Below are 23,727 nucleotides of genomic sequence, written 5' to 3' on the forward strand. Positions count from 1 at the left end.
GAAATCATAGCTGTCAATTTATGTGGCAGTTGATTAATTATGTTGATGCCTTTTTGGCATCGTTTTCATCACAGCAAAAACCAGGAAGACAAAGAATGGGTGTAGCACTATTATGAAACCTTATTTAGTTGCGCCATTTAGGTTTTTATATATTGTAAGTTGTACTTCACTACCAGGTTTAAAACCATTTGTATAAGTAAAATTATCTTTTCCTTCAATATATTGAACAGTTTCTTGGCCACGGCTTCCTACTTTCATAATTGGTTTCCATACATTATAGGTAGTACTATATTGAAAGCCAATATCTGATTCTACTTGACCAGAAAAACCAGAATATACATATAGTGTTCCACCTTCTGCTTTAAAGGAAGATCCTTCTTTAATCTCTGGTAGGGCTATTTTTGTGATTAGAATAGATCCTGTATTATTAATAATTGCTCTTCCTCCGATACCATTGGTAATAGTGTTTTCATTAAGATGTGATATTTGTGAGAGTGATTGTGCTTCAGTTGCTTTAACTTCATGGGCGTGAATTATCAAGAAGATATTAACTGCAATTATACTGGCTAATGCAATATTCGTGAATTTTCTACGAGTAAGCACGATATTTTCTCCCACAGGCAACTTATTTTTAAATCTAATCATGTTATTTTCCTCATTGATATGTATTTAAAGTTAGTCATAAATTCAAATCTTATTGATAAGATTGTTTTAATTTAATATGGTGATTTTCCATTGCGTAAGATATATTTTTAAATGGACTTTTGTTCATAAATAAAATACCACTAGAGCAGAATGAAATAAAAAACATTTTTATTTGTCTTTATGACAAAAAAACTTAGATATTATTTGTTAAACCAAGTTGTTTTTATAAGTGATATTTTAATTTTCTGGATTTGGTTAATAAGTATATTTTTAATAAGAGGAGCAATGGTTATTATAATTCAGTATGTTGTGATCCAAAGAAAAATATATTATGAAGTATTATTTTATTTGTGAAGAATAATATCATATTTATATTTTAAAGGAAGAGGGTAAGATGATAAAAATCGCAAGTTAATAATTAATTATATTTAATTTAATTTAATTTAATTTAATTTAATTTGGAGTGAGAAATATAAAATTAATATATAAAGAAAATTTTTTCGTGCCATAAATATGATTGATTAATCAGGAATTATTTTCTTTTCCAGAAATCAATTATATTTTTGCGAGTAGAACTAATCCAATAATTTAAATCCTCGTGAGAGGAAAACTGATGAGAGATAAACAACTGCATTCTCCTGAAATAAACTGTCCTGCATGGGCACCTAATGATGCCCTGCTACTTATCATACTTGGGCAATCCAACAGTTATGGTCATGGAACGCAATTATCGTTAACTGAACAAATAACGCGAGGTTTAAAAAACGTGTTCACATTATCTTTGCCAGAAGTCTATAGCGTTGACTTTCCTGCAATTAACTGGACAGCGCTGACTAGCTTTGGTAATGCCAATATTGGCTGCGTTCTCTTGCCGCCGCACTGCAAATTGAAATCTATTGGGTATATATTTCTCAAACTATACCAAATATTCAAAGTAAATTAGATGAGAATTGCCGCTTATAATGCTGGCGGCAATTTTTGGAGAACAATTGAAATATTACTGCCAACTGACAATAATTTCTCCGGTTTGACCTGCCACTGGTACTGTTCCACCACTTGCAACACTCATAGCATAAAAGAACTGTTGTGCTGGGCTTCTATTATTGAATGCAGTTGTCGACATTCTTCGAACGCGTGATATATCTATGCAATTGCTGGTACTTCCTTGGCAAAGATAAACAGACAATCCTTGAGGCCATCCAACGACGTTCCAAGTCCAAGATACATTGTTAATACTGCCCGCCGCGGGTGGAGATCCGACAACAGGAAGATAAGCCGTTTCTGTGAAGTTTCTGGAATATATCGTTGGTAGGGTGACCGAAGATTGATAGCTTCCACTTGCCGCAAACCCAGTTTGCGAAAACATCATTAACAGTAATGCGCTGCCGATTCCAAAGATTCTTTTTAATTTCATAGCGATTACCCCAATATCTGATAATTTTCTATTGCGAGAACTTAGAGATATATTTCGATCTCGCGCCCTTTTTCTCTTGAACTTTCATAAAAATATTCACTATATGCCAAAGGAGGCACGATTAATTTGGATGGGATAATCTTTAAATGCAACGGGAAATCTGATTTTTTGTTAAGTAAGTCTAATCTGTTTTTAATGTTTGCTGTTTTTATGCCATGCTCAGGCAGCAATCTTTTACAAGAGATTCGTCCCATGATATAAACCTGATTAAACGATTAAATGGAGTCAGTGAAACATTTAATGGATGTGAAAAACGATGAATAAATCAAACATGACAATCACGACTTCCCAGTGTCTGGAATCTTTGATTTACATGGAAAATATTTGTCGATCCTATCGTATGGGTGAAAAGTATCACACCGTACTTGATAAAATATCATTTACTATAATGCGTGGGCAAAGTTGTGCTATTCTCGGCGCTTCCGGCTCGGGTAAAAGTACTTTGCTTAATATCCTTGGTTTGCTGGATCAGCCAACTTCTGGATGTTTTAAGTTTAATGATGTTAATGTAACAAAAGTGACTTCTGATGAGCGGGCGAAAATAAGAAACCAGGAAATAGGCTTCGTATTCCAGAGTTTTAATTTACTTCCCAGAATGCAGGCATTGGATAATGTGGCGCTGCCATTGTTATATCGTGGATATTCACGTTCACTAGCCCGGAAGGAAGCGCAATACCAGCTTGAGTTGGTTGGCTTGGCTAATCGTATTCACCATCGTCCGGCAGATCTTTCTGGTGGGCAACGGCAGCGTGTTGCTATCGCCCGAGCCTTGGTCGGCAAGCCTTCTCTCATTTTGGCTGATGAACCAACAGGCAATCTCGATAGTGTCACGGCACGCGATATCATGACACTCCTTCTGTCATTAAACCGTGAGCAGGGTGCTACGCTCGTCATGGTTACACACGATGGGGAAATAGCTAAAAATATGCAGCGCTGTTTGTATGTCAAAGATGGGCGAATTTCCGAAACTGATCTGCCGATATTCGATGCTTAACATGAATTCTGGTCGTCACGGTCTTTCTCTCGCGCAAGCATTGCGTGAGTCGTTGGATAGTCTGCGTCTTCTGGGAAGGCGATCCTTACTTGCTTTGCTTGGTATTGCTGTCGGATGTGCTTCAGTTATTGCACTTTTGAACATTGGTTACAACGCTGCTAATGAAGCTATTAGCACTTTTAAAAGTATGGGAAGCAATATTCTGGTCGCTCATTTTAGTTTTATTCCCGGCGTCGATGCTAAACCCGCACCATCTACATTGGATATTCAAGCACTGACTCGTGTATTACCGACTATCGTATATGCTGCGCCTATCACATTACATTCAACTCGTATTCGTTTTCAGGGGCAAGGGATCGATACGAATATTACGGGTACATCCTCCGATCTGGCTGGGGTGCTTGATTTACAAATCGAGCAGGGACGTTTTTTATCGGACTATGATCGTCAGACGACTTATACCGTAATTGGTGCAGATATAGCGAAACAGTCAAAGGTCCAGGTAGGCAGCCAACTACAAATTGGGGATTATCTGTTTGAGGTGATAGGCATTCTCGCTGTTCAGGGGGCGAACCCTTTACTTCCTGTCTCTGTTGATGATTCTGTGATACTGCCTATTGAGGGAATGAGACGGTTGCGGCCTGCTCCAGAAATTGGCAGCGTCATTGCCAAAACACGTGACACAACAACAACGTTAAACAGTGACGCTGTATTATTGCGTAACTATCTTGTTTCATTATCAAAAGGTCGTAATGTCGAAGTTCAAATCCCGCAACAATTGCTTGATGGATTGACGCGCCAGACTAAAACATTCTCTTATTTGCTTGCTGGTTTGGGAGGCATTTCGTTGTTGGTGGGCGGTGTGGGTGTCATGAATGTCATGCTGATGAATGTTTCGGAACGCAGGCGTGAGATTGGTGTTCGTATGGCTCTGGGTGCCAGACCCATTGATATCGGTATACTTTTTATGCTGGAAGCTGCTACTTTGGCAATCGCCGGTGCAATAGTGGGTTCATTGTTGGGAGTGGCTGCTGGGTACCTGTTCGTAAAATTTTCTGGCTGGGTATTTACGTTATCCTTATTCTCTGTGCCTCTGGGTATTGCCAGTTCATTAGTGATTGGTCTGTTTTTTGGCATTAATCCGGCGTTGGCTGCTGCTAAGTTACAACCTATAGAGGCACTTCGTGATGATTAGCCAAATTTTCCTACGTATTATGGGGGCTGTCATTGGACTGGTAATAGCCTTGCCTGTGAAACCGCTCTTAGCGGAGCAGCTGGTTCCGTCACAGGCAACTATATCTATAACAAGTACAATGTCTGCAACAAATACAATTTCTCTTAGCCAACAGACTATTGATATAACGCTTGGTGATGCGATCTATTTGGGATTACGAAACAATCGTTCTATCCGCAGTGCTTATTTGGATCGCATTGCCCAGAAATTCGATTTGCGGGTTGCTGAGGATCGTTTTACGCCCAAGTTGTTGCTTAATAGTCGTTATGCTGTTGTCCGTAATCAAAGTGATCGTTACCGCCAGAGCGAGATTATGCCTACATCTACAATGCTTGGAGAATATGGTACCCAATTTAGTTTGTCATGGACGAGCCGAACAACATGGGCAAACAATGCTGGTCGTAATCGTAATGATGGTGTTTCTTTTTCTGTCATTCAGCCTCTGTTGAAAGGTGCTGGCAAAGATGTGGCTACAGCACCTGTACGTCTTGCTCAAATGATGGAACAGATAAATCGCCTGAACCTGAAAGCGACAGTATCCCAGACTATCACACAGGTTATTATGGCTTACCGTGAATTGCTGCGTGCGCAAGAACAATTGCAAATTGCGCGTGATGCTCTGGAACGGTCGCGCCAATTGCTGGAAGTGAACAAAGCCATGATTGCAGCGGGCAGAATGGCGGCCTTTGAAATTGTCCAGACTGAGGCTGAGGTTGCCATGCAAGAATTGGCTGCTGAGGAAGCAGCCAATCAACTGGATACCAGTCGATTAGAGTTACTACGTTTACTTGCTTTGGACTTGCAAACCCAAGTAAAAGCAACTGACAAACTGGAGGCTAAACGCATAGATATCAATCTCCTCCAGGCGCAACATTTGGCACAAGAACATCAACCCTCATACCTCACTCAATTGATTACCGCAGAACAGGCGGCGATAAACCTGATAGTTGCTCGTAATGATCGCTTATGGGATGTCTCTTTGGTTGGCAGGACCAGTCAAGTCCGTGATCGAACAGGATCAAATAGTTCTCGTAATTGGGAAAATTACGCGGGTGTCCAAGTGGAGATACCTATAGGGGATTTGAGTCAGCGCCAGGCGGAAGTGCGGGCGCAGGTTGATGTGCAGAATCAGGATATCCGTCTTACTGAAGCAAAACAGTCACTGGAGCGTGATGTAGGTAATGCCGCACGTGATATTGGTACACGCTGGCGTCAATACGAGATAGCACAGCGTGCTTTGGACTTATCCCGGCGTAAGCTGGAAATTGAACGTGAAAAATTGACGGTAGGCCGCTCCAGCAACTTTCAGGTATTAAGCTTTGAAACTGATCTGCGCAACGCTGAGAATGTTCGTCTTAATGCATTGATTGCTTATCTAAATGCACAGGCGGAGTTGGATGAAACACTAGGTACTACTCTGGGGAGTTGGGATATTGCACTTAATGATTAAAATCAGGGCACTTGCTCGTTTCAGATATAACATTCATTGGCTTGTGGTATTCGCTGTGATTCTAGTTACTGGGGCAACTATTGCCTATGTTTTTTTTCCCTCTCCAACTAATACATCATTACCGAAGCAATGGGTACGTGTTGAACCCCAACTGTTAGAAAACCATCTGGGTTTAGTTGGCCGCATCCAGGCCGCCACCAGTTTGACTATTACTGCGCCGTTCGACGGAATTATCGCCGAGGTGGTGGTGATAGAAGGTCAGAGAGTTAAGCGTGGACAACCATTATTGAGCCTTGATACTGCACAACTGGATATTCAGTTGCGACAGGCACTTACAGAATTGCTGAAAGCCCAGCGAGCCGTACAGGATTTAGCGGATTGGAAGAACAGCCAGGATGTTGCCAGAGCACGTAGGGCTTTAACCAATGCTCAGCTAAGCCTGAATGATACTGAACGCAAACTGACTGATACTCGAGTTTTGTTTGAACGAGGCATCGTTGCCCGTATGGAGGTTGATACACTGGAGCAGCAGGTCAAAGTTCAACGGCTCGACCTTGCTGCGGCTAAGGTGGAACTACAAGCTACGCTGGACAAAGGCACCGGTGAGTATCGGCAGATTGCTGATATGGAATTAGCCAATGCTCAATCCCGTTATCAAGCACTTCAAGCTCAGAAAGCGCAACGGGAACTGGTTTCGTCTTTTGACGGAATTGTTGTCCGTCCTCTTGTTGCCGAGTCAGATAAAACGTTATCTATTCAAAAAGGGACACGGGTAACTCAGGGAACGCCGCTTTTTGGGATAATCAATTTGGAGCAAGTTCAGGCGGTGGCTCGCATTGAAGAGGCAGATCTACATCAATTATATGAAGGAATGCCGGTTCAGATCACAGGAGAGGGTTTTGTTGGGTTGTCCTTGCAAGGGCAGATTAAGACAATTGGCGTACAGGGGAGTTCAACCGAATCTCAGGGGGCTGGTGTAACTTATGACGTGTTGGTCGCGATTGATCCATTAACACTTGAGCAACGACAGCGTATTCGTCTGAACATGAGTGCGAAACTGGCTATTGTCACGTATCGTAATGAACATGGCTTAGCGGTGCCAACGGATGCATTACGTACAGGTCCTGACGGGCAGACTTTTGTCACCTATCGACGAGAATTACACGATCCAGTGCAACAGATTACGGTGACGCCAGGATATGCTGTTCCTCAGGGGGTAGAAGTAATCGGGCTGGAAGCAGGCTATGTCGAAATTCCTGTGCAATAATGATTGATTTGGCCTAATGGTGTATGGGTAATCCAGTTTTGGTACCATTGTTTATATTAAAACTGTTCGTTGCAACTAATTTACTTTGATATATTTACACTGCCAAAATTTAAATTCTGGATGTTGCTATAAGTAAATATTAATATCCATTGGGAAGATTTAATTTTACCACGAAATAATTTCTACCTATTTATCTCTATATTCCTCAGGTAAAAGTATCTGTAGATTTTATAACTGAGAATATTTTACCTCTCTGAATAAATTCTGATGAACATGGTCTATATTATAAATATATATACCCAATAGATTTCAAGATGTATCGCGACGGCCAGGGAGCGAATCCCCGGGAGCATAGAGAACTATGTCATAGAGAACTCTGCAGGGCGGGATTCTACTTTGCGTAAAAATTATACATTTCGCAGATATTGATAATTTCTCACATTCAATACGATTTTATTGATAGGTTTTGATATCTGGCATGAACATTTATTGAGCTAGTAGAGGGTTGTTTTTATCCACAATAACCATATAGAAAATGTGAGATCCCGCCCTGAGAACTCTGTGACCGGGGTGAGTGAGTGCAGCCAACAAAGAGGCAACTTGAAAGATAACAGGTATAAAGCGGAAATTAACTTTATATGGTTGGTACATATATCGTGCTCTAAGTGATCTTGTAGAAAAAAAAGTTGTATCAAAATGCAGTAAGCCACTCTAAACAACATAAGGAAAATATCTAAATGTTAGTACGTAAATCGTTGTTGGCCCTGTTTGCAACTGCTTCCTTAGCTGCTGCGGGTATTGCTCATGCAGGACCAGCCGTAACAGTTACATTTAAGCATCTCGGTGCGCCGGGTAGCGCTGATGCTGTTTATACCATCGTTACTAATAATGAAGTCAGTACACAGGTAAATGCATTATCCAAGCCCAAGGCTAGCGTAAGGCAAGGTGAGTCTGATCTTTATCGGGTTCAAAGCCCGATTTCACCTGATGGAAATTATGCGATTGTGCGATATAAAATTGGAAATAAGACTTGTGTTTTTTCGACTACTTTCATTAATACATATGTCAATGGTGTTAAATTGCCTAAGTGGAATAAGGGGGCAACTCCGAGCGGTGGTGCTATTTGCAATGCGACTATCACCTCTATTAATTTTGCGACTTACGAATGGTTAGTTGAATTTACTATGAAGTAATAAATAATGAGTCAGATTATTTTATTAGAGATATCTGGCTCATATTGTTTCTATTATATTTATTTAAATATCAGCTGGTTATTTTTTAATTTTCGCTAATTATATAATTATTAGTGATTATCATTAGGAGGTTTTTTATTTATTATAATGCTAGGTGTAAATAACAAAATATATGAGGTGTGTTAGCACTACGTTAAAAATAAAAAAACATAAAGTAATTTAATTTGTTGTTATAAATTAATGTTAAATGTTTATTTTTTTTAGTTTGATTTTCTTTGGTATTTTATTGACGAATTAATGGTTCTAAACTATTTTTAAAGTTGTAAAGTTTTTTTATTTTTTATAAATTTATGGATTATGATGGTTTAATATGGATGTTGATAAATTAGTTGAGTTTTTTGGTGTAATATAAATTTCTATATTCGTAACTTGGTATGAACCTAATTTTATAAGGAATAAGATATTATGATTGATCAAAATAATTCTAATGACATAGTTGCCCCTAATGTGTCGATTTCTGATGTAACTGTGTCCTCCATTCAAATTGCTCCGGAAATAGCCAGAAACAATGTTCATGTAGTCATTATTGATGACAAAGGTACTTCACGGGATTTTCTACTGGATAACTCTGACGGGGGTTATCAAGGAAATGGTAGTCTAATAACTTTGCTTCTTGCACACCTTAATTCCAAAAAGGTTACTCTTAGAACTACCGGATATGAATATAATAAACATGGATATATCAATGGTGTATTAATTCAGAGTGATAAGGGAACTGGCGGCGGAACTGGCGGTGGAACTGGCGGTGGAACTGGCGGCGGAACTGGTGGTGGAACTGGTGGTGGAACTGGAGGATGATAAGGGCGGTAAAAATTAGGAATGATAGTAAGATATTACAGGAGTAAGAATTCCTATAGAAAATATTATTCGTTATTATTTGCGTTAAAGGCATTAAAGATCTATCTCATTATGTTATTTTATTTTCAATTTTAAACTTGGACAGTGTTCAGGTTTTCTGAAAAATAACGTCTATACCTAATAGATTTCAAGATGGATCGCGACGGTAAGGGAGCGAATCTCCGGGAGCATAGATAACTATGTGACCGTGCAGCCAACAAAGAGGCAACTTGAAAGATAACAGGTATATTGGGATAAATAGTAAATTGGAATTAATTCTAAATAAAAACCCTGATGTTTAGTCTTCAGGGTTTTTACTTCTTTAATAACTGAAAATACATTGAACTTTAGGAACAGTGTTTTAATATTTTTGATTGTTTATTATCTGCCTGCTGATAGTGAAAACGATCCTACTGATTGAATAAAAACACCATATATTATAGTTGTGAATTGTATGAAAATGTTTTTGTTTTTAAATTATATTAACCATCTTATTCATATCTTATTGGGGGCGTTAGTTCAGATATACCAATAGATTTCAAATTGCAGCGCGGCGGCAAGTGAATGCATCCTCAAGAGCATAGATAACTATGTGACTGGGGTAAGTGAACGTAGCCAACAAAGCAGCAACTTGAAAGATGAGGGGTATAGTATAAGAGAAGAATGGTCAATGAACTATTGACCATTAGAGAATACTGCCAATAAAGTTATTAGGAAATCGATTATCGCTCATAACCTAAGAAGTACTTGAATTCAGGTAGGTTACCATTCTCTCTGAATTTGGCAGGTGTGGTATTAAAGTGCTTTTTGAAGATTCGGGTAAATGTTGCCTGAGAACTAAAACCATACTGTAAGGCAATATCAAGGATCGGTAGGTTTCCTTCACGCAGAGATCTTGCTGCCTCATGTAAACGCCGTTTGCGAACGTATTCACCTAAAGTACAGCCTTGTACCTCTTTAAACACTCTTTGCAGGTGCCACTTTGAATAACCGCTTCTGTCGGCAATGGTATCTATTTTTATACCTTCATTACACTGAAGCTGAGTTTCAAGCCACCTGATAATATCGTTTACGACAATTTCTGACATTTTCACCTCCCACTAAGGTGGGCTAGTTGCTAAAATATTAGAGTTTGTTAGTTATTTTCATGATGATAATAACTTAGGTTATTAATTGGTGTATTTTAAAATAATTTGAAAATATCGATAGGCAAAAAATGCTATTTATAATTGATAATTATTATCATTTATAAAAATTTTCTTCATTTTAATAATAAGTAGCATCAAATGCTCTCCATCAATTTATTTAAATTAGTATCATCGCTCGTCGTTCAATTTAAAGGAGGTTGTAATGCAATCGGATTTGGCCTTTTTAGCTAAAAAATTGGTATTTTTCATCCTGTATGCTCTGATCTTGTCCATAGTAATAGGCTTACTTTTTATCGATGTTATCTATTTGCAGAATGCAGTGAAGGAGAATTCATTAACTGAAATTTCTCAGGAGAGTATACTGTTTGTTATTTCTGCTGTATTTCTTCGGGAAGCAAGGAAGAATAGCAAATTACGTCCTGCCTTAATTTTGATATCTGGTTTTTTTGCCTGTTTGTTGATAAGAGAACTAGACTCCATATTTGATGAAATATTTCATGGTGCTTGGGCGTGGATAGCCATTCCATTGGCGTTGATTTGTATTTTTTATGCTGTTCGCAGAGGTAAAGATACGTTAGTGGGGCTTGCTCATTTTGCTCGTCATCAAAGTTACGGCATGATGGCTGCGGGTATTTTGTGTGTGTTAGTTTTTTCCCGCCTGTTTGGCATGGGGGAATTATGGCAAGGTTTAATGCAGGAACATTTTGATCGCACTGCAAAAAATATGGTTGAAGAAGGGTGTGAGCTTTTGGGTTATTGCTTGTGCCTGATTTCAACTTTCTGGTATCTACCTGATGCAATAAAGCTTCGTAAATAGAATAAGTGGAAAAATAAGGCAGGCAAATTACGGAAATAATTTGCCTGTTAGCTTTTGTCGTTATTGCCTCAGATAAATCTGAGGCTGCTGGGTTTCAGGATGGCGGGTGATACCCAGGTCGGCTTGATACCATTTCCTTAGAATCTTATCACTCAGCACATCTTCTGGTGTACCTGCTGCGACCAGCTCCCCTTTATGTAGCAAAAATATTTTATCTGCGTAGAGAGCGGCGAGATTTAGATCATGTAGAACACAGCACATGACCATCGGTTGTTCCCGAGTCAGCCGGTAAAGCAGACGTAACGTATGCTGCTGGTGGTAGAGATCTAAAGCTGATGTCGGTTCATCAAGAAATAAGCAACATTCCGTTGGTGTTGGGTGCCAGAGTTGGGCAAGTACACGGGCCAATTGTACTCTTTGCTGTTCACCACCAGATAATTGCCGATAGTCGCGGTGGCGTAACTCCTGGCAATCTGTTTGCTCAATAACCGTATCAATTGCTATTTGTTTGTGATGAATACCATGAGGGGAGCGTCCCATAGCAATAACTTCTTCCACACTAAAGGGGAAGGAGAGTGAATTATATTGACGCATGACAGCACGGGTTCGAGCTAACTGTTGAGCTGACCATTGCTCGATAGGCATTCCATGCAAATAACATTGCCCATATTCAGGCTTTATGTATCCCGTTAATAGCCGCAATAATGTGGATTTCCCTGCTCCGTTTGGCCCGATAATGGCGACAACCTCACCTTTATTTACAGAGAGTGAAACGTTATCAATTATTTTCTGATTGCCAATCGAATAACTGAGATTTTTCGCTTGCAGAAAAATATTATTCCTTATTGTATCCATTATGTGCGGCTCCCTGGCTGTTTGAGTATCAGCCATAAAAAATATGGACCGCCGATTAAACCAGTGATTAGACCAACAGGCATTTCTGCCGGGGAAACCAATGTCCTTGCTAATGTATCTGCGGTAAGCAGAAGAGATGCTCCACCCAACGCAGCACCGGGAAGTAGCCAGTTATGATCGCCCCCAAACTGCATTCTGATCAGATGCGGGATAACCAACCCGATAAACCCAATGACACCACTTAATGCAACGGCACTACCAATAAGTAGAGCGCTGAGTAGTAATAACTGGAATTTGGTGCGCTGGACATTAATACCAAGGTAATGGGCTTCTTCATCTCCTAGTTGCAGTAGATTTAGTTTACGTGCCTGACTGAAAGTGAGGATGGTGGCTGGAATAATCAAAGAAGCAGCAATTGCCAGAGTTGGCCATTCTATTTGGCTAAGTGATCCCATCATCCATAAAGAGAATTGCCGTAGTTGTTGATCGTCACTGACATAGCTTAGGACACCAATAGCAGACATACAGAGTGCATTGATAGCAATCCCGGCTAACAATAAACGAGCCAGATTTCCATAGCTATATTTATTCAGTGAAAAAATCAGTAGTGAAATCAATATACTACCAATAAAGGCCGCAATAATATGCCCATATACAGCAATTGCAGATGGTAGGCTAAATGGCAGAACAATGACCACGGCAACCATCAATGCAGCACCGCTGCTGATACCGAGTAAGCTAGGATCTGCTAATGGGTTACGAAATAGTCCTTGCATCACAGCACCGGAAGCCGCTAAAGCACAGCCAACGAGTATCGCTAATAATACTCTTGGCAATCTGATGTTTAGCCAGATTTGCCACTGAGGATCGCTGATAGACGTTTCCCACAATGTCTTAAAAGATAGTGATAATGCGCCCATATTGGCAGAGCCAATAGCTAACCCAGATAGTAACAGACAAAGAAGCGCCACCCCCAATCCTGGAGATTTCATACGGCTCATTGAGCTTTCTCCGCCGCCTGTCTTAGCTGTTTCATCACGGTGGGGGTTTTGAGGCCAAAACCAAGCAGTCCCATATCATCTACAATTAAAACTTGTTGTTTCTGACCTGCTGGGGTGTGTTTCAATCCGGGTAATTGCCAGATTTTATCTAAACCGCCCATTGACTTGATGCCATCCTCAGTCACCAGTAATAAATTTGGTGCGCTGGCAATAACACCTTCTTGAGAAAGTGGGCGGTAATTGTTGAAGCCTTGCATGGCATTGGTCGCGCCAATAGCACGGATCATCTTATCAGCTGCGGTTTTCTGCCCGGCAGCCATTGGCATGATTCCTCCGTGACTCATAACAAATAGGATACGGGTTGATAATTTGGTTGTGGGTATTTTTGCCAGTTCTTTTTGATATTGCTGAATCAGTTGTTCACCACGTTCATCTTGATTGACCGCCTTGGCGACGGTCTTAATTTTTTCAGGAATGGCTTCTAACGATGCTTTTCCGGTTATCTGAATAACTTCTACGCCAGAATCTTGGATTTGCTTAAGAGCTAGTGAAGGCTTTGCCAGCTCGCTGGTCAGAACCAGTGTCGGATGCATAGAAAGAATGCCCTCAGGATTAAGCATCCTCATGTAGCCGATATCCGGTAAAGAAAGCAACTCTGTTGGTTTCAGGCTGGTGCTGTCTCTGGCGACAACTTTTTCACCTTCACCAAGTGCAAAAACAATTTCAGATACATCGCCACCAATAGTAACGATTCGCTCAGTGGAAAAAGCACTGAACGATACCACAAGGACAAATGTTAGAAGCCATTGTTTCATGCTACACGCTCTTCCTGTACTGGTTGTAATTTTGGCAGAGCAGCCACTTGCTCACGCCACTTAGTTTGTTCAGGAGTGCCTTCGGTGCGCTGACCAAACAATTGAACAATTTGATTGCCATTAGCATCAAATAATTCAAGGCTGGTGATGAAACCATCAGTCGTCGGTTTGCGAGTTACCCAACTCTCAGCAATAGCACTCTCTATTAAATGTAGTGTGAAATTGCGGTTAAAGATATTAATCCATTTTTGATCTGAGTTTTCTTCCTGATATGGCATCAGGCGTTCCAGCTTGCCAGTGAAGATCTGTACGCAACCACGGTTGCCGACAAAAATCATAATTTCGTTTTGATCGCTATGAGCGGCACTAATGATCTCACTCAGGGCAGAATTTCCCACTCTATAGGCCAGATCGTCCTGTACGGCATTAAAAATTTGCTGACGGCTCAAGTTATGGTGTTTAAGCATAATGAAGAATTGATGAACATCAGTCATAGCACGCCATTCTTCATCAAGCTGCGTTTTCAGTTCATTTGTTATAACTGAATGACCAGTTTCTTCTACAGGTTTGATAACCAGAGCTGGGTTTTCTTCTGTCTGGTATTTTTCGATCAGTGCTTCCCAGGCTGCCATATCAGTATTACTTGTGGCATAAACTTTATGTAGAGCATCACCTTGATGATCAAAAAACTGGATGCTGTGGCGCATACCATTTTTCGCTGGTTCAACCAGATAAAATACACTGCCCCAATGATTAAAAAATATCCGTAAATCGAGTTCACGAGGATTTAGGATTAGCCCGGCATGGCTGCTGAAACGTGTATTTTCATACCGGCCAATTTGTTCATGAACGGCAAAATCATTGCGGGTAATTGCTTTAGTTTCGCCAACAACAGCCAGCTCCTCCAGCAAAGTGGGGGCATCAATGTCAAGACGTTTGGCATCTACACCAACACGGCTGTGCAATAACTCACCTTCACTGACATTCAGATAAGCAGCCAGATCGCGGGCATATTTGGCTTTGTTATCAGCTTTGGCTTGTAGGTAACGCTCATAAAGTGATGAATTCACAGTTTAACTCCTTAAAAATACAGTGCATTAAATTACCACTGGTAACTGACCAATAGTTTGGCATTGCGGCCATCCTGCGGTATTCCCTGTGGTGAGTAGTATTCTTTATCAAAGGCGTTGCCTAGAACTGCCGTAGTGGTCACACCTTTTAACATTCCTTCGCCTTGATAACTGACATAAAAGTCATTAATCCCATAGCCGGCTTGTTGTTTGGGATCGTTACCTTTGTCGTCTTTGCCTTTGAAATCAGTATGATTTGTGAATTGACTTACCCAGCCTACAGAAAAACTGGTCTGTGCAATGGGGATATCCAATATGCTGGTAATAGTATCTGGGCTAAGGTTATTAAGAGAATAACCGCTCTTTTCATCTTTACCTTCAGTGCGGTTGTAAGCCAGTTCCCAGGAGAATAGATTGGATTCATAGTTCATAGAGATATCCCAACCCCAGATTTTGGCACTGGGTACATTAGTAGATGTTGTGTTCAGGTATATTGGATCACCTGATGGTAATTTAACTATCTCACCTGATTTTTTCTTAAGCGGGTTAATAAGCTCTAACTTAATATAATCTTTAGCTTTGGTATCAAAATAGCTGGCTTTGAATTTCAGTTCATCATTTTCTGCTAACAGGTTACCGAAACGTAGTCCAAAACCAGATTCCCATGTTGTGTTACTTTCTGGACGGAGATTAGGGTTAGGTATCCAGTCGTTATTCATTCCTGGACCCATTGGGTAGTGCCTAGAATCGTTATACATTTCTTTCATTGTCGGCGCTCGGAAAGCCTGAGCGTAAGAGGTAAATAGCATTGACCAATCAGTTGGTGTGATACTGATAGCACCTTTGGAAGACCATTTATCTGCGCTAACATCCTTATATTTAGAATTGGTTCCTTTATAATTGTCGTAGCGAGTACCGGCGATAATAGATACTGGCAGGTCGCGTAAGGTTATTTCATCTTGTACCCAACCGGAATAAAAGCGGATATCGGCATCTGGGAAGCTATCTGTGTTGCCCCCAGGGGTTTGTTTCTGTTGGTAAGTTTCACCACCGTAAGTAAATTGATGCGCTAATGGGCTGTCTGTCCACAGGCGGGAGCGGTTTTCCAGTTTTACGCCATAGGTTTTCTGCTCGCGGCCTTCGAACCCTTTTTCTTTAGTGCGGACATCAATCGTGACATCTGAATAATAAAGATCAGCCTTGGCATTTAACCAGTCATATTCTGATGGATTTAACTGGTAGCTGAGTTGGGCATCACGCTGAGCTGTTGTTCGGTCAGCCCACGAGTTAGGCCGGTCATTTTTCCCGATGAGCGTTTGTGGATTTTTAGGTTGATTAGCTTCATTACGGTAATAGCGTAACTGGCTGCTTAGGGACTGGTTTTCATCAATTTTCCAACTACCTTTCGCTATTAGGTTACTGATAAATTCATCGTTATCAGCCGTCAAACCATTGCTATGGCGGATATTACCTGCATCACGCGTACTGAATGCAAATAAGCCATCCAGAGATTCTGTTTTGCCGAAAGTTGCACCGCCAAAACCCATGCTATGGTCACCGGTTGCACCGCGGGCAAAAACGCGGAATCCATGATCTTGACCTGTTTGCAGAAGATCTGCCGCATCTACAGTTTGATAAGCGATAACACCGCCTAAAGCACCACTGCCGTAGAGCAGAGCTGAAGGACCGCGTACAACTTCGACTTGTTTAATTAATGCTGGGTCCAGGAACGTACCATTAATATGACCGGTATCTGTACCTTGACGGATACCATCAATCAATGTCAAAACGCCTTGTGGGCCATAACCACGCAGGCTAACATCTTGTCCGTTAGCACGGTTTGTACCAGCTATATTAATGCCGGGTATTTTTCTGATGAGATCGTTGGCATTACCAGCTGTCTGACTTTGTGCTGATTTATTATTTATCACTGTCACCATCATGGGTGCTTCGAAACTATCCCTTTCATTACCCGTTGCATAAACCGTTATCACATCGTGGGATGATTTATCGCTTTCGGAATCGGGCGATTTTGTTGCTGCATAAACAGTCGGAATACTACTGATAATTGCCAGGCTTAGTACTGATAATTTAAGTGTTGATTTCGCAGATTGAGACATCAGACGAATCCCTATAATAATATTTTGTGATTTATGGATATAGCTAGCTGCCCTGATACATGTTCTGGGGGCTGGCTGGGTTGTCTTTATATTTAGTTAATATTAGTTTATCGGTTTTAGTTTGGCGAAATTAGTGGAATTTTCAGTCATAGATCCGATTAGAGAATACTAACTATTATCATATTGAGAATCATTATCGTTATATGGGGGGATGACTTCAAGTAATATTTTTAACGTTCAGGATCAATATATTAATGCAATTTATTAATGTATTGTCAGTTAGCCTTTTATAAATCAAAAAGGCTAACTCAGGAAAAGATTCAGAAGCGAGAATTCACTGCTTTGGCAAGAATTTCAATAAGTTGTTCTGTATCTTTCCAGCTCAGGCAAGGATCTGTGATAGATTGACCATAATTCAGTGGTTGTCCAGGAATGATTTTTTGAGAACCTTCAACCAGAAAGCTTTCAGCCATCACACCGACAATCGCCGTAGAGCCATTCTGGATCTGTTGACCTACCTCTTTTGCTACATCCAGTTGGCGTTTGTGTGTTTTTTGACAATTGCCATGGCTAAAATCGACGACTAAATGCTCCGGTAAATCAAATTCACGTAGTTGATCACAAGTTGAGGCAATATCTCCGGCACTGTAATTGGGTTGTTTACCTCCACGCATAATGATATGACCGTGTGGATTGCCTTCGGTTTGATAGATAGTCATTTGACCATGCTTATCCGGTGATAAGAATGTATGACTGGCATTGGCTGCCCGGATGGCATCTATTGCGATACGAGTGTTACCATCAGTTCCGTTTTTAAAACCAATCGGGCAGGAGAGTGCTGATGCCATTTCCCGGTGAATCTGACTTTCAGTTGTTCTGGCACCGATGGCTCCCCAGCTAATCAGATCAGCAATATATTGGCTGGTCACGATATCAAGAAATTCAGTTGCAGTGGGTAAACCCAACTCATTGACGTCAACCAATAATTTCCTGGCTAGGGTAATACCACGATTAACCTGACAGGAGCCGTCGAGGTTTGGATCTGAAATAAGACCTTTCCAGCCCACGACTGTGCGTGGTTTCTCAAAATAAGTACGCATAACAATTTCTAGTCTATGCTGGTATTTTTCACGTAATGTATTCAGTCGATGAGCATAATCTAAAGCAGCATTAATATCATGAATAGAACAGGGACCGACGATAACCATAAGCCGTGGGTCATTACCCGATAAAATGGCTTCAATACGTTTTCGTGACGTTGTCACATTATTGGCGATTTTTTCGGATACAGAAAATTGAATCGTAAGAGCTTGAGGTGTTACCAGACTATCGACGTGATGAGTCCTTAAACCATCTGTTCTGGACATATATTTTCTCAATGTTTGTTTCACACTAGCGTTTATACTTTTCATCTTTCAAGCTGCTGCTTTGTTGGCTACGTTCACTTACCCCAGTCACATCGTTATCTATGCTCCTGAGGATGCGTTCATTTGCCGCCGCGCTGCAAATTGAAATCTATTGGGTATATATGGATAATTGAAATTACAATAAACGAAAATGACTAAATCGAACAAACAATATAGTTAGTCATATGATAAGTTTTTTTCAATTATTCATATTGATATGTTCTTAAAACATTCGGCGTTTTAGCTTCATTATGTCAATTATTTTGGTCGAGATTTCTTCAACAGAATAATTGGTGGTATTAAGATAATTAATCTTATTCTTACGGAATAAAGCTTCAACTTCAGAAATTTCTATTCTACATTGCCTTAATGATGCATAACGGCTATTTTCTCGGCGTTCTTCCCTAATAGCGGCCAGTCGTTCAGGGCTTATAGTTAAACCGAATAACTTATGCTGAAATTGTTTTAATGTTGCAGGTAGTTGCAAATTATCCATATCGTCCGCAGTAAAAGGATAATTTGCCGCCTGGATACCAAATTGCATGGCTAAATAGAGGCTGGTAGGGGTTTTTCCACAGCGAGATACGCCTAGTAGAATAACCTGCGCTTGGTCAAGATTGCGTAAAGAGATACCATCATCATGTGCCAGAGCATAATCAATAGCGGCTATGCGTGCATCATACTGGCTGAGATTCTGCTCCGTCAGACCATGGGTGCGGTTAAGTTCAGGTTTTGGTTCCAATCCGGTTTCTTTCTGTAATGGAGCGACTAGTGTTTGGACAATATCCTGACAAAATCCTTCACTACTGGTAATAATATTTTTCACTCCAGAAGAGATAATAGAATAGAAAACTAAAGGTCTTATACGCGTATCTTGATATATTTGGTTTATTTGTTGCTTTATTTCTTTTGCGCGATCTTCACTTGCAACAAAAGGGAGCGTGTGTGAGGTTACTTTAATAGGAAATTGCGATAATACTGCATGACCCAATACTTCTGCGGTAATTGCTGTTCCATCGGAAATAAAGAAAACGGTGCGTTCAACATTGTTATTTTCTCCTGATATTTCTAGTCTGGATTTTGTCATGATATTTATAGTGGCCTTTTGTCTTTGTAAATTGTTCAGTTAAGCGAAGCTGGATATCGGTTTTTTACAGATTATACCTGCAAAAAAATAATATTGTTTGGTTGATCGATTCACCTTTCTATGTGTGTCAAAACATTGTGTTAGTCTATTTACGACTGCTAAGTGCAGTACCCATTTTCCAACTTGTACCCCATGAATGTTAAAAGGATTGTTTTAATGCCCAATAATGACCTCACCCCGTGTAATGTGCTTTGGTATAACCAATTAGGTATGCATGATGTTGACCGGGTGGGTGGTAAAAACGCCTCCCTGGGAGAAATGATCACGAATCTGTCAGAATTGGGGGTTTCTGTCCCGAATGGTTTTGCTACGACAGCACGGGCATTTAATGATTTTCTGGAACAAAGCGGCGTCAATCAGCGTATTTATAATTTACTGGATGAAACCGATGTTGATGATGTAAATCAACTGGTTAAAGCGGGGGCACAAATTCGCCAATGGGTGATAGATACGCCATTTACTCCGCAGTTGGAAAAAGATATCCAAGATGCTTATCAACAATTGTCCGACGGGGAGCCAGAAGCCTCTTTTGCTGTACGTTCTTCTGCAACTGCTGAAGATATGCCAGATGCTTCTTTTGCTGGTCAGCAGGAAACTTTTTTGAACGTACAAGGTATTGATGCTGTGATGATTGCTATTAAGCATGTATTTGCTTCATTGTTTAATGATCGTGCCATTTCCTATCGTGTCCATCAGGGCTATGACCATCGAGGGGTTGCTCTGTCAGCGGGTATACAACGTATGGTTCGTTCTGATCTCGCCTCGTCTGGTGTGATGTTCACTATTGATACTGAATCAGGATTTGATCAGGTTGTATTTATTACCTCGGCTTACGGCTTGGGTGAAATGGTTGTTCAGGGGGCAGTAAACCCGGATGAATTCTATGTTCATAAGCCAACGCTGAATAAAGGTAAGCCAGCAATTGTTCGCCGCAATCTTGGCTCTAAAAAGCTGCATATGATCTACGCTGATAATAAAGAGCATGGTAAGCAAGTACGTATCGAAGATGTGCCAGAATCACAACGCAATCGTTTCTCTTTAACTGATGAAGAAGTCGAAATGCTGGCTCGTCAGGCGTTGTTGATTGAAAAACATTATGGTCGTCCAATGGATATTGAATGGGCCAAAGATGGTCATAATGGCAAGTTATACATTGTTCAGGCTCGCCCTGAGACTGTCCGCTCAAACCAGCAGGTTATGGAACGTTACCAACTGAATGAACGAGGTCAGGTATTAGTGGAAGGACGTGCCATAGGTCATCGTATTGGTTCAGGTATAGTAAAAGTTATCCATAACTTAAATGAAATGGAGCGTATCCAACCGGGTGATGTTTTAGTCACTGATATGACTGATCCGGATTGGGAACCTATTATGAAAAAGGCGGCTGCAATTGTAACTAATCGTGGTGGCCGCACCTGCCACGCGGCAATTATTGCTCGCGAGTTGGGAATACCGGCAGTTGTTGGATGTGGTGATGCAACAGAACGTTTGAAAGAAAATCAGCAGGTGACGGTTTCCTGTGCGGAAGGTGATACCGGTTTTGTTTATCAGAATCAATTGGATTTCACGGTGCAAAGCTCTCAGGTAGATCAATTACCTGAGCTTGATGTGAAAATTATGTTGAACGTTGGTAACCCAGACCGTGCATTTGATTTTGCCCGTTTACCGAATGAAGGTGTAGGTCTTGCTCGTTTGGAGTTTATTATTAACCGGATGATTGGTGTTCATCCCCGCGCATTATTGGAATTTGATCAGCAAACCCCGGAATTACAGCAAGAGATAAAATCTCTGATGGCGGGTTATGACAATCCGGTTGAATTTTATGTTGGGCGCCTGACTGAAGGGATCGCTACTCTGGCGGCTGCATTTTGGCCGAAACGGGTTATTGTTCGTCTGTCTGACTTTAAATCCAATGAATATGCTAACTTGGTTGGTGGCGACATTTATGAACCTGATGAAGAGAATCCTATGCTGGGGTTCCGTGGCGCGGGACGTTATGTTTCTGACAATTTCCGTAATTGTTTTGCATTAGAATGTGAAGCGGTTAAACGTGTACGTAATGATATGGGGCTGACAAACGTTGAAATTATGATCCCATTTGTGCGTACTGTCGCTCAGGCTGAAGCTGTTGTTACTGAGCTGGCATTGCAAGGATTAAGGCGTGGTGAAAATGGATTGAAAGTCATTATGATGTGCGAGATCCCGTCCAACGCAATTCTGGCAGAACAGTTCCTTGAACACTTTGATGGTTTCTCTATTGGTTCTAACGATATGACTCAACTTACTCTTGGCTTAGACCGGGATTCCGGTGTGGTATCTGAACTATTTGATGAACGTAATGATGCGGTTAAGGCTATGCTTTCGTTAGCTATTCAGGCGGCCAAGCGTCAAAACAAATATGTGGGAATTTGTGGTCAAGGGCCTTCAGACCATCAGGACTTTGCGCACTGGTTGATGAAAGAGGGGATTGATAGCTTGTCATTAAATCCAGATACTGTTGTAAAAACTTGGTTAGGATTAGCTAAAGAGAGTTAACTGCGAATAATACACAGTTGAGTTTGGAAGCCCGTCAAAATAATGGCGGGTTTCTTTAATGGTTAGAGCAACGGATGACATTATTTTGGCGAAGGACGAAAATAGTAAAAAAAAGCCTATCGTGGGCTCGATAGGCAAAGACTACACACAGCAATATAAGCGTTCCTAATTACTAGAACCATCAAAAGGAGAAATAAACGTCTCGTTCATAGCCCGTCCATACTAATTTAATTGAATAGTTTATTCATTAAGAATAGTCCTAATTTGCGTATTATTTATGGGAAAAAATGGCGTTATTTAACCTTTTTTTAACATTTATTTGACAATATTTATGTTTAATAAACGCGTATTTCAGATGAATGATTAGATATATCTGTATAAAGCTATAATTTAGCGAAAGCGTTAATCCTCTTTCGCTAAATGTGGCAAAATTAATTGTCGGAAAAATTATTCTGAGAATTTTTTTTCCAGATATTTTTCAGTTTCAGTCAAATCATTTTTAGGTTCTGGGATTTCATTCATCCATGCAATTAATAAACGATAGGCAACGGCCAACACAACGGGTCCGATAAATAGACCGATCATACCGAATGAGAGTATTCCGCCAATAACACCGGTTAATATCAGGGCCATAGGCAAATCGGCGCCCAGACGGATTAAAAATGGACGAAGAAATCCATCCATTGTTGTGACTACACAGCTCCAGACCAATAGCGCGGTGCCCCAAGCTGTATCACCTGTCCAGTAAAGCCAGGCAACAGCAGGAACTAAAATCAGCAATGGACCGATCTGGGCAACACAACAGACAAACATAAGTACTGTCAGCAATGTAGCATAAGGAATACCCGCAACAGCTAAGCCGATACCACCGATAATAGCTTGAACCAGAGCAGTAACGACCACACCAAGCGCTACAGCACGGATAGACTGTGCTGCCAACAAGATAGCGGCATCTCCACGTTTATCTGCCAGGCGAACGGCAAAATGGCGAATACTCATCGTTACTTGCTCACCTTTCAAATATAGCAGCACACTGAATAGCACCATTAAAGCAAGATGAAAAACGAAGCGTCCGGCATTTGCCGCTTGAGTAAAGAACCAGGTTGCAGCCTCTCCGACATAGGGCTGGACTCTGGCAATCAGAACATTTCCACCATCAGTAATCAGTGAGTTCCAGCCACTGTACAGCTTATCGCCAACTAAAGGGATGTTATTCAGCCAGGTCATGGCCGGCATTTGGAAATTAGCAGGGGATTTAGCCCACTGAATTAATGGTGCGCTGTTTTCCAACAAGCTACTGACCAGCAATGCGATAGGGATCACAAATAACAAGATTAGCAATAATGTCATAATGGTGACAGCAAGCCAGCGTTTACCCCATAAGCCATTTTGTAGTTTTTCCAGTAAAGGCCAAGTGGCGATAACAACCATTCCTGCCCAGACAAAACCAAGGATAAACGGTTTCATCACCCAGAAACTGGTAACGATTAAGAGTGAAAGAAAGATTAAGGTAAACAATAACTTTGGTAGATCATAGTGCGATTGTGATTTGTCCATAAGTTAATTTCTCTAAACGATTCAGTGGCGATAAAGATAATGAATAAATAAGATGTTATCTATACCTGTTATCTTTCAGGTTGCCTCTTTGTTGGCGGCACT

20 protein-coding genes and 1 pseudogene are annotated in these 23,727 nt (G+C 40.8%); 10 read left to right on the plus strand and 11 right to left on the minus strand.

Features of this window, described 5'->3' with window-relative positions; all coding sequences use genetic code 11:
- A pseudogene (locus EAE89_RS18820) lies at positions 1-116 on the plus strand (IS630 family transposase); the annotation flags it as partial.
- 4 nt (positions 117-120) lie between these two features.
- On the opposite strand, the gene EAE89_RS18825 reads toward EAE89_RS18820, so the two are convergent.
- A complete protein-coding gene (locus tag EAE89_RS18825; protein WP_214086401.1) occupies positions 121-645 on the minus strand; it encodes a YrpD family protein in 525 nt (174 codons plus the stop codon).
- Positions 646-1,258: 613 nt separating this feature from the next.
- Here EAE89_RS18825 and EAE89_RS18830 point away from each other — a divergent pair.
- Positions 1,259-1,588 (plus strand): hypothetical protein, encoded by a 330-nt coding sequence (locus EAE89_RS18830; RefSeq protein WP_054476118.1) that lies wholly within the window; start codon positions 1,259-1,261, stop codon positions 1,586-1,588.
- Positions 1,589-1,642: 54 nt separating this feature from the next.
- On the opposite strand, the gene EAE89_RS18835 is transcribed toward EAE89_RS18830, so the two are convergent.
- Positions 1,643-2,059, minus strand: coding sequence for a flagellar protein FlhE (locus tag EAE89_RS18835; protein WP_054476116.1), 417 nt, complete (start codon positions 2,057-2,059; stop codon positions 1,643-1,645).
- 316 nt (positions 2,060-2,375) lie between these two features.
- On the opposite strand from EAE89_RS18835, the gene EAE89_RS18840 reads away from it, so the two are divergent.
- The 6 genes from EAE89_RS18840 to EAE89_RS18865 all read left to right on the plus strand — a co-directional run bounded on the left by EAE89_RS18840 (position 2,376) and on the right by EAE89_RS18865 (position 9,115).
- Entirely contained in the window at positions 2,376-3,113 is a 738-nt protein-coding gene (locus EAE89_RS18840; RefSeq protein ID WP_235525389.1) for an ABC transporter ATP-binding protein, read from the plus strand.
- A 1-nt stretch (position 3,114) separates the two neighbouring features.
- On the plus strand, positions 3,115-4,308 hold the full coding sequence (locus EAE89_RS18845) for an ABC transporter permease (protein WP_083451864.1): 1,194 nt from the start codon (positions 3,115-3,117) through the stop codon (positions 4,306-4,308).
- Entirely contained in the window at positions 4,301-5,797 is a 1,497-nt protein-coding gene (locus EAE89_RS18850; RefSeq protein WP_054476113.1) for a TolC family protein, read from the plus strand. Before EAE89_RS18845 ends, EAE89_RS18850 begins: the two co-directional genes overlap by 8 nt.
- Positions 5,790-7,064, plus strand: coding sequence for an efflux RND transporter periplasmic adaptor subunit (locus tag EAE89_RS18855; RefSeq protein ID WP_214086402.1), 1,275 nt, complete (start codon positions 5,790-5,792; stop codon positions 7,062-7,064). Before EAE89_RS18850 ends, EAE89_RS18855 begins: the two co-directional genes overlap by 8 nt.
- Positions 7,065-7,801: 737 nt before the next feature.
- Positions 7,802-8,257 carry a hypothetical protein gene (locus tag EAE89_RS18860; RefSeq protein WP_054476108.1) on the plus strand — a complete coding sequence of 152 codons (456 nt, stop codon included), beginning with the start codon at positions 7,802-7,804 and terminating at the stop codon, positions 8,255-8,257.
- A 465-nt stretch (positions 8,258-8,722) separates the two neighbouring features.
- Positions 8,723-9,115 (plus strand): hypothetical protein, encoded by a 393-nt coding sequence (locus EAE89_RS18865; RefSeq protein ID WP_214086403.1) that lies wholly within the window; start codon positions 8,723-8,725, stop codon positions 9,113-9,115.
- Between the two features lie 761 nt (positions 9,116-9,876).
- On the opposite strand, the gene EAE89_RS18870 is transcribed toward EAE89_RS18865, so the two are convergent.
- Positions 9,877-10,242, minus strand: coding sequence for a helix-turn-helix domain-containing protein (locus EAE89_RS18870; protein WP_054476106.1), 366 nt, complete (start codon positions 10,240-10,242; stop codon positions 9,877-9,879).
- A gap of 262 nt (positions 10,243-10,504) precedes the next feature.
- On the opposite strand from EAE89_RS18870, the gene EAE89_RS18875 reads away from it, so the two are divergent.
- On the plus strand, positions 10,505-11,119 hold the full coding sequence (locus tag EAE89_RS18875) for a hypothetical protein (protein ID WP_054476103.1): 615 nt from the start codon (positions 10,505-10,507) through the stop codon (positions 11,117-11,119).
- 60 nt (positions 11,120-11,179) lie between these two features.
- On the opposite strand, the gene EAE89_RS18880 is transcribed toward EAE89_RS18875, so the two are convergent.
- From EAE89_RS18880 to ppsR, 7 genes are all read right to left on the minus strand, one after another.
- Positions 11,180-11,974, minus strand: a complete 795-nt coding sequence (locus tag EAE89_RS18880; protein ID WP_054476101.1) for a heme ABC transporter ATP-binding protein — start codon at positions 11,972-11,974, stop codon at positions 11,180-11,182.
- Positions 11,974-12,975: a FecCD family ABC transporter permease gene (locus EAE89_RS18885; RefSeq protein WP_054476099.1), complete on the minus strand. Its 1,002-nt coding sequence runs from the start codon at positions 12,973-12,975 to the stop codon at positions 11,974-11,976. The genes EAE89_RS18880 and EAE89_RS18885 overlap by 1 nt, the downstream gene beginning before the upstream one ends.
- On the minus strand, positions 12,972-13,790 hold the full coding sequence (locus EAE89_RS18890) for a heme/hemin ABC transporter substrate-binding protein (protein ID WP_054476097.1): 819 nt from the start codon (positions 13,788-13,790) through the stop codon (positions 12,972-12,974). Before EAE89_RS18890 ends, EAE89_RS18885 begins: the two co-directional genes overlap by 4 nt.
- On the minus strand, positions 13,787-14,860 hold the full coding sequence (locus EAE89_RS18895) for a hemin-degrading factor (protein ID WP_054476096.1): 1,074 nt from the start codon (positions 14,858-14,860) through the stop codon (positions 13,787-13,789). The genes EAE89_RS18890 and EAE89_RS18895 overlap by 4 nt, the downstream gene beginning before the upstream one ends.
- 32 nt (positions 14,861-14,892) lie before the next feature.
- On the minus strand, positions 14,893-16,980 hold the full coding sequence (locus tag EAE89_RS18900; RefSeq protein WP_054476094.1) for a TonB-dependent hemoglobin/transferrin/lactoferrin family receptor: 2,088 nt from the start codon (positions 16,978-16,980) through the stop codon (positions 14,893-14,895).
- 320 nt (positions 16,981-17,300) lie between these two features.
- On the minus strand, positions 17,301-18,347 hold the full coding sequence (locus EAE89_RS18905) for a 3-deoxy-7-phosphoheptulonate synthase (RefSeq protein ID WP_214086409.1): 1,047 nt from the start codon (positions 18,345-18,347) through the stop codon (positions 17,301-17,303).
- Between the two features lie 262 nt (positions 18,348-18,609).
- Complete coding sequence (ppsR, locus tag EAE89_RS18910; RefSeq protein WP_054476093.1) at positions 18,610-19,473, minus strand: posphoenolpyruvate synthetase regulatory kinase/phosphorylase PpsR; 864 nt, start codon at positions 19,471-19,473, stop codon at positions 18,610-18,612.
- A gap of 216 nt (positions 19,474-19,689) precedes the next feature.
- Here ppsR and ppsA point away from each other — a divergent pair, with 216 nt between their 5' ends.
- Positions 19,690-22,068: a phosphoenolpyruvate synthase gene (ppsA, locus tag EAE89_RS18915; RefSeq protein WP_054476091.1), complete on the plus strand. Its 2,379-nt coding sequence runs from the start codon at positions 19,690-19,692 to the stop codon at positions 22,066-22,068.
- Positions 22,069-22,515: 447 nt separating this feature from the next.
- Here the strand turns inward: ppsA and ydiK are convergent, their stop codons facing one another.
- Positions 22,516-23,625, minus strand: coding sequence for an AI-2E family transporter YdiK (gene ydiK, locus EAE89_RS18920; RefSeq protein WP_214086404.1), 1,110 nt, complete (start codon positions 23,623-23,625; stop codon positions 22,516-22,518).
- Between the last annotated feature and the right edge of the window lie 102 nt (positions 23,626-23,727).

The sequence above is a fragment of the Photorhabdus heterorhabditis genome, from assembly GCF_018448905.1.
Taxonomy (GTDB): domain Bacteria; phylum Pseudomonadota; class Gammaproteobacteria; order Enterobacterales; family Enterobacteriaceae; genus Photorhabdus; species Photorhabdus heterorhabditis.

What these genes read in the sequence shown, in the direction of transcription:
- EAE89_RS18850 (WP_054476113.1), top strand. Translation starts at nt 4,301, where the DNA reads ATGATTAGCCAAATTTTCCTACGTATTATGGGGGCTGTCATTGGACTG.
- EAE89_RS18830 (WP_054476118.1), top strand. Translation starts at nt 1,259, where the DNA reads ATGAGAGATAAACAACTGCATTCTCCTGAAATAAACTGTCCTGCATGG.
- EAE89_RS18905 (WP_214086409.1), bottom strand. Translation starts at nt 18,347, where the DNA reads ATGTCCAGAACAGATGGTTTAAGGACTCATCACGTCGATAGTCTGGTA.
- EAE89_RS18875 (WP_054476103.1), top strand. Translation starts at nt 10,505, where the DNA reads ATGCAATCGGATTTGGCCTTTTTAGCTAAAAAATTGGTATTTTTCATC.
- EAE89_RS18835 (WP_054476116.1), bottom strand. Translation starts at nt 2,059, where the DNA reads ATGAAATTAAAAAGAATCTTTGGAATCGGCAGCGCATTACTGTTAATG.
- EAE89_RS18840 (WP_235525389.1), top strand. Translation starts at nt 2,376, where the DNA reads ATGAATAAATCAAACATGACAATCACGACTTCCCAGTGTCTGGAATCT.
- EAE89_RS18825 (WP_214086401.1), bottom strand. Translation starts at nt 645, where the DNA reads ATGATTAGATTTAAAAATAAGTTGCCTGTGGGAGAAAATATCGTGCTT.
- EAE89_RS18890 (WP_054476097.1), bottom strand. Translation starts at nt 13,790, where the DNA reads ATGAAACAATGGCTTCTAACATTTGTCCTTGTGGTATCGTTCAGTGCT.
- EAE89_RS18865 (WP_214086403.1), top strand. Translation starts at nt 8,723, where the DNA reads ATGATTGATCAAAATAATTCTAATGACATAGTTGCCCCTAATGTGTCG.
- ppsA (WP_054476091.1), top strand. Translation starts at nt 19,690, where the DNA reads ATGCCCAATAATGACCTCACCCCGTGTAATGTGCTTTGGTATAACCAA.
- EAE89_RS18845 (WP_083451864.1), top strand. Translation starts at nt 3,115, where the DNA reads ATGAATTCTGGTCGTCACGGTCTTTCTCTCGCGCAAGCATTGCGTGAG.
- EAE89_RS18870 (WP_054476106.1), bottom strand. Translation starts at nt 10,242, where the DNA reads ATGTCAGAAATTGTCGTAAACGATATTATCAGGTGGCTTGAAACTCAG.
- ydiK (WP_214086404.1), bottom strand. Translation starts at nt 23,625, where the DNA reads ATGGACAAATCACAATCGCACTATGATCTACCAAAGTTATTGTTTACC.
- ppsR (WP_054476093.1), bottom strand. Translation starts at nt 19,473, where the DNA reads ATGACAAAATCCAGACTAGAAATATCAGGAGAAAATAACAATGTTGAA.
- EAE89_RS18860 (WP_054476108.1), top strand. Translation starts at nt 7,802, where the DNA reads ATGTTAGTACGTAAATCGTTGTTGGCCCTGTTTGCAACTGCTTCCTTA.
- EAE89_RS18880 (WP_054476101.1), bottom strand. Translation starts at nt 11,974, where the DNA reads ATGGATACAATAAGGAATAATATTTTTCTGCAAGCGAAAAATCTCAGT.
- EAE89_RS18885 (WP_054476099.1), bottom strand. Translation starts at nt 12,975, where the DNA reads ATGAGCCGTATGAAATCTCCAGGATTGGGGGTGGCGCTTCTTTGTCTG.
- EAE89_RS18900 (WP_054476094.1), bottom strand. Translation starts at nt 16,980, where the DNA reads ATGTCTCAATCTGCGAAATCAACACTTAAATTATCAGTACTAAGCCTG.
- EAE89_RS18855 (WP_214086402.1), top strand. Translation starts at nt 5,790, where the DNA reads ATGATTAAAATCAGGGCACTTGCTCGTTTCAGATATAACATTCATTGG.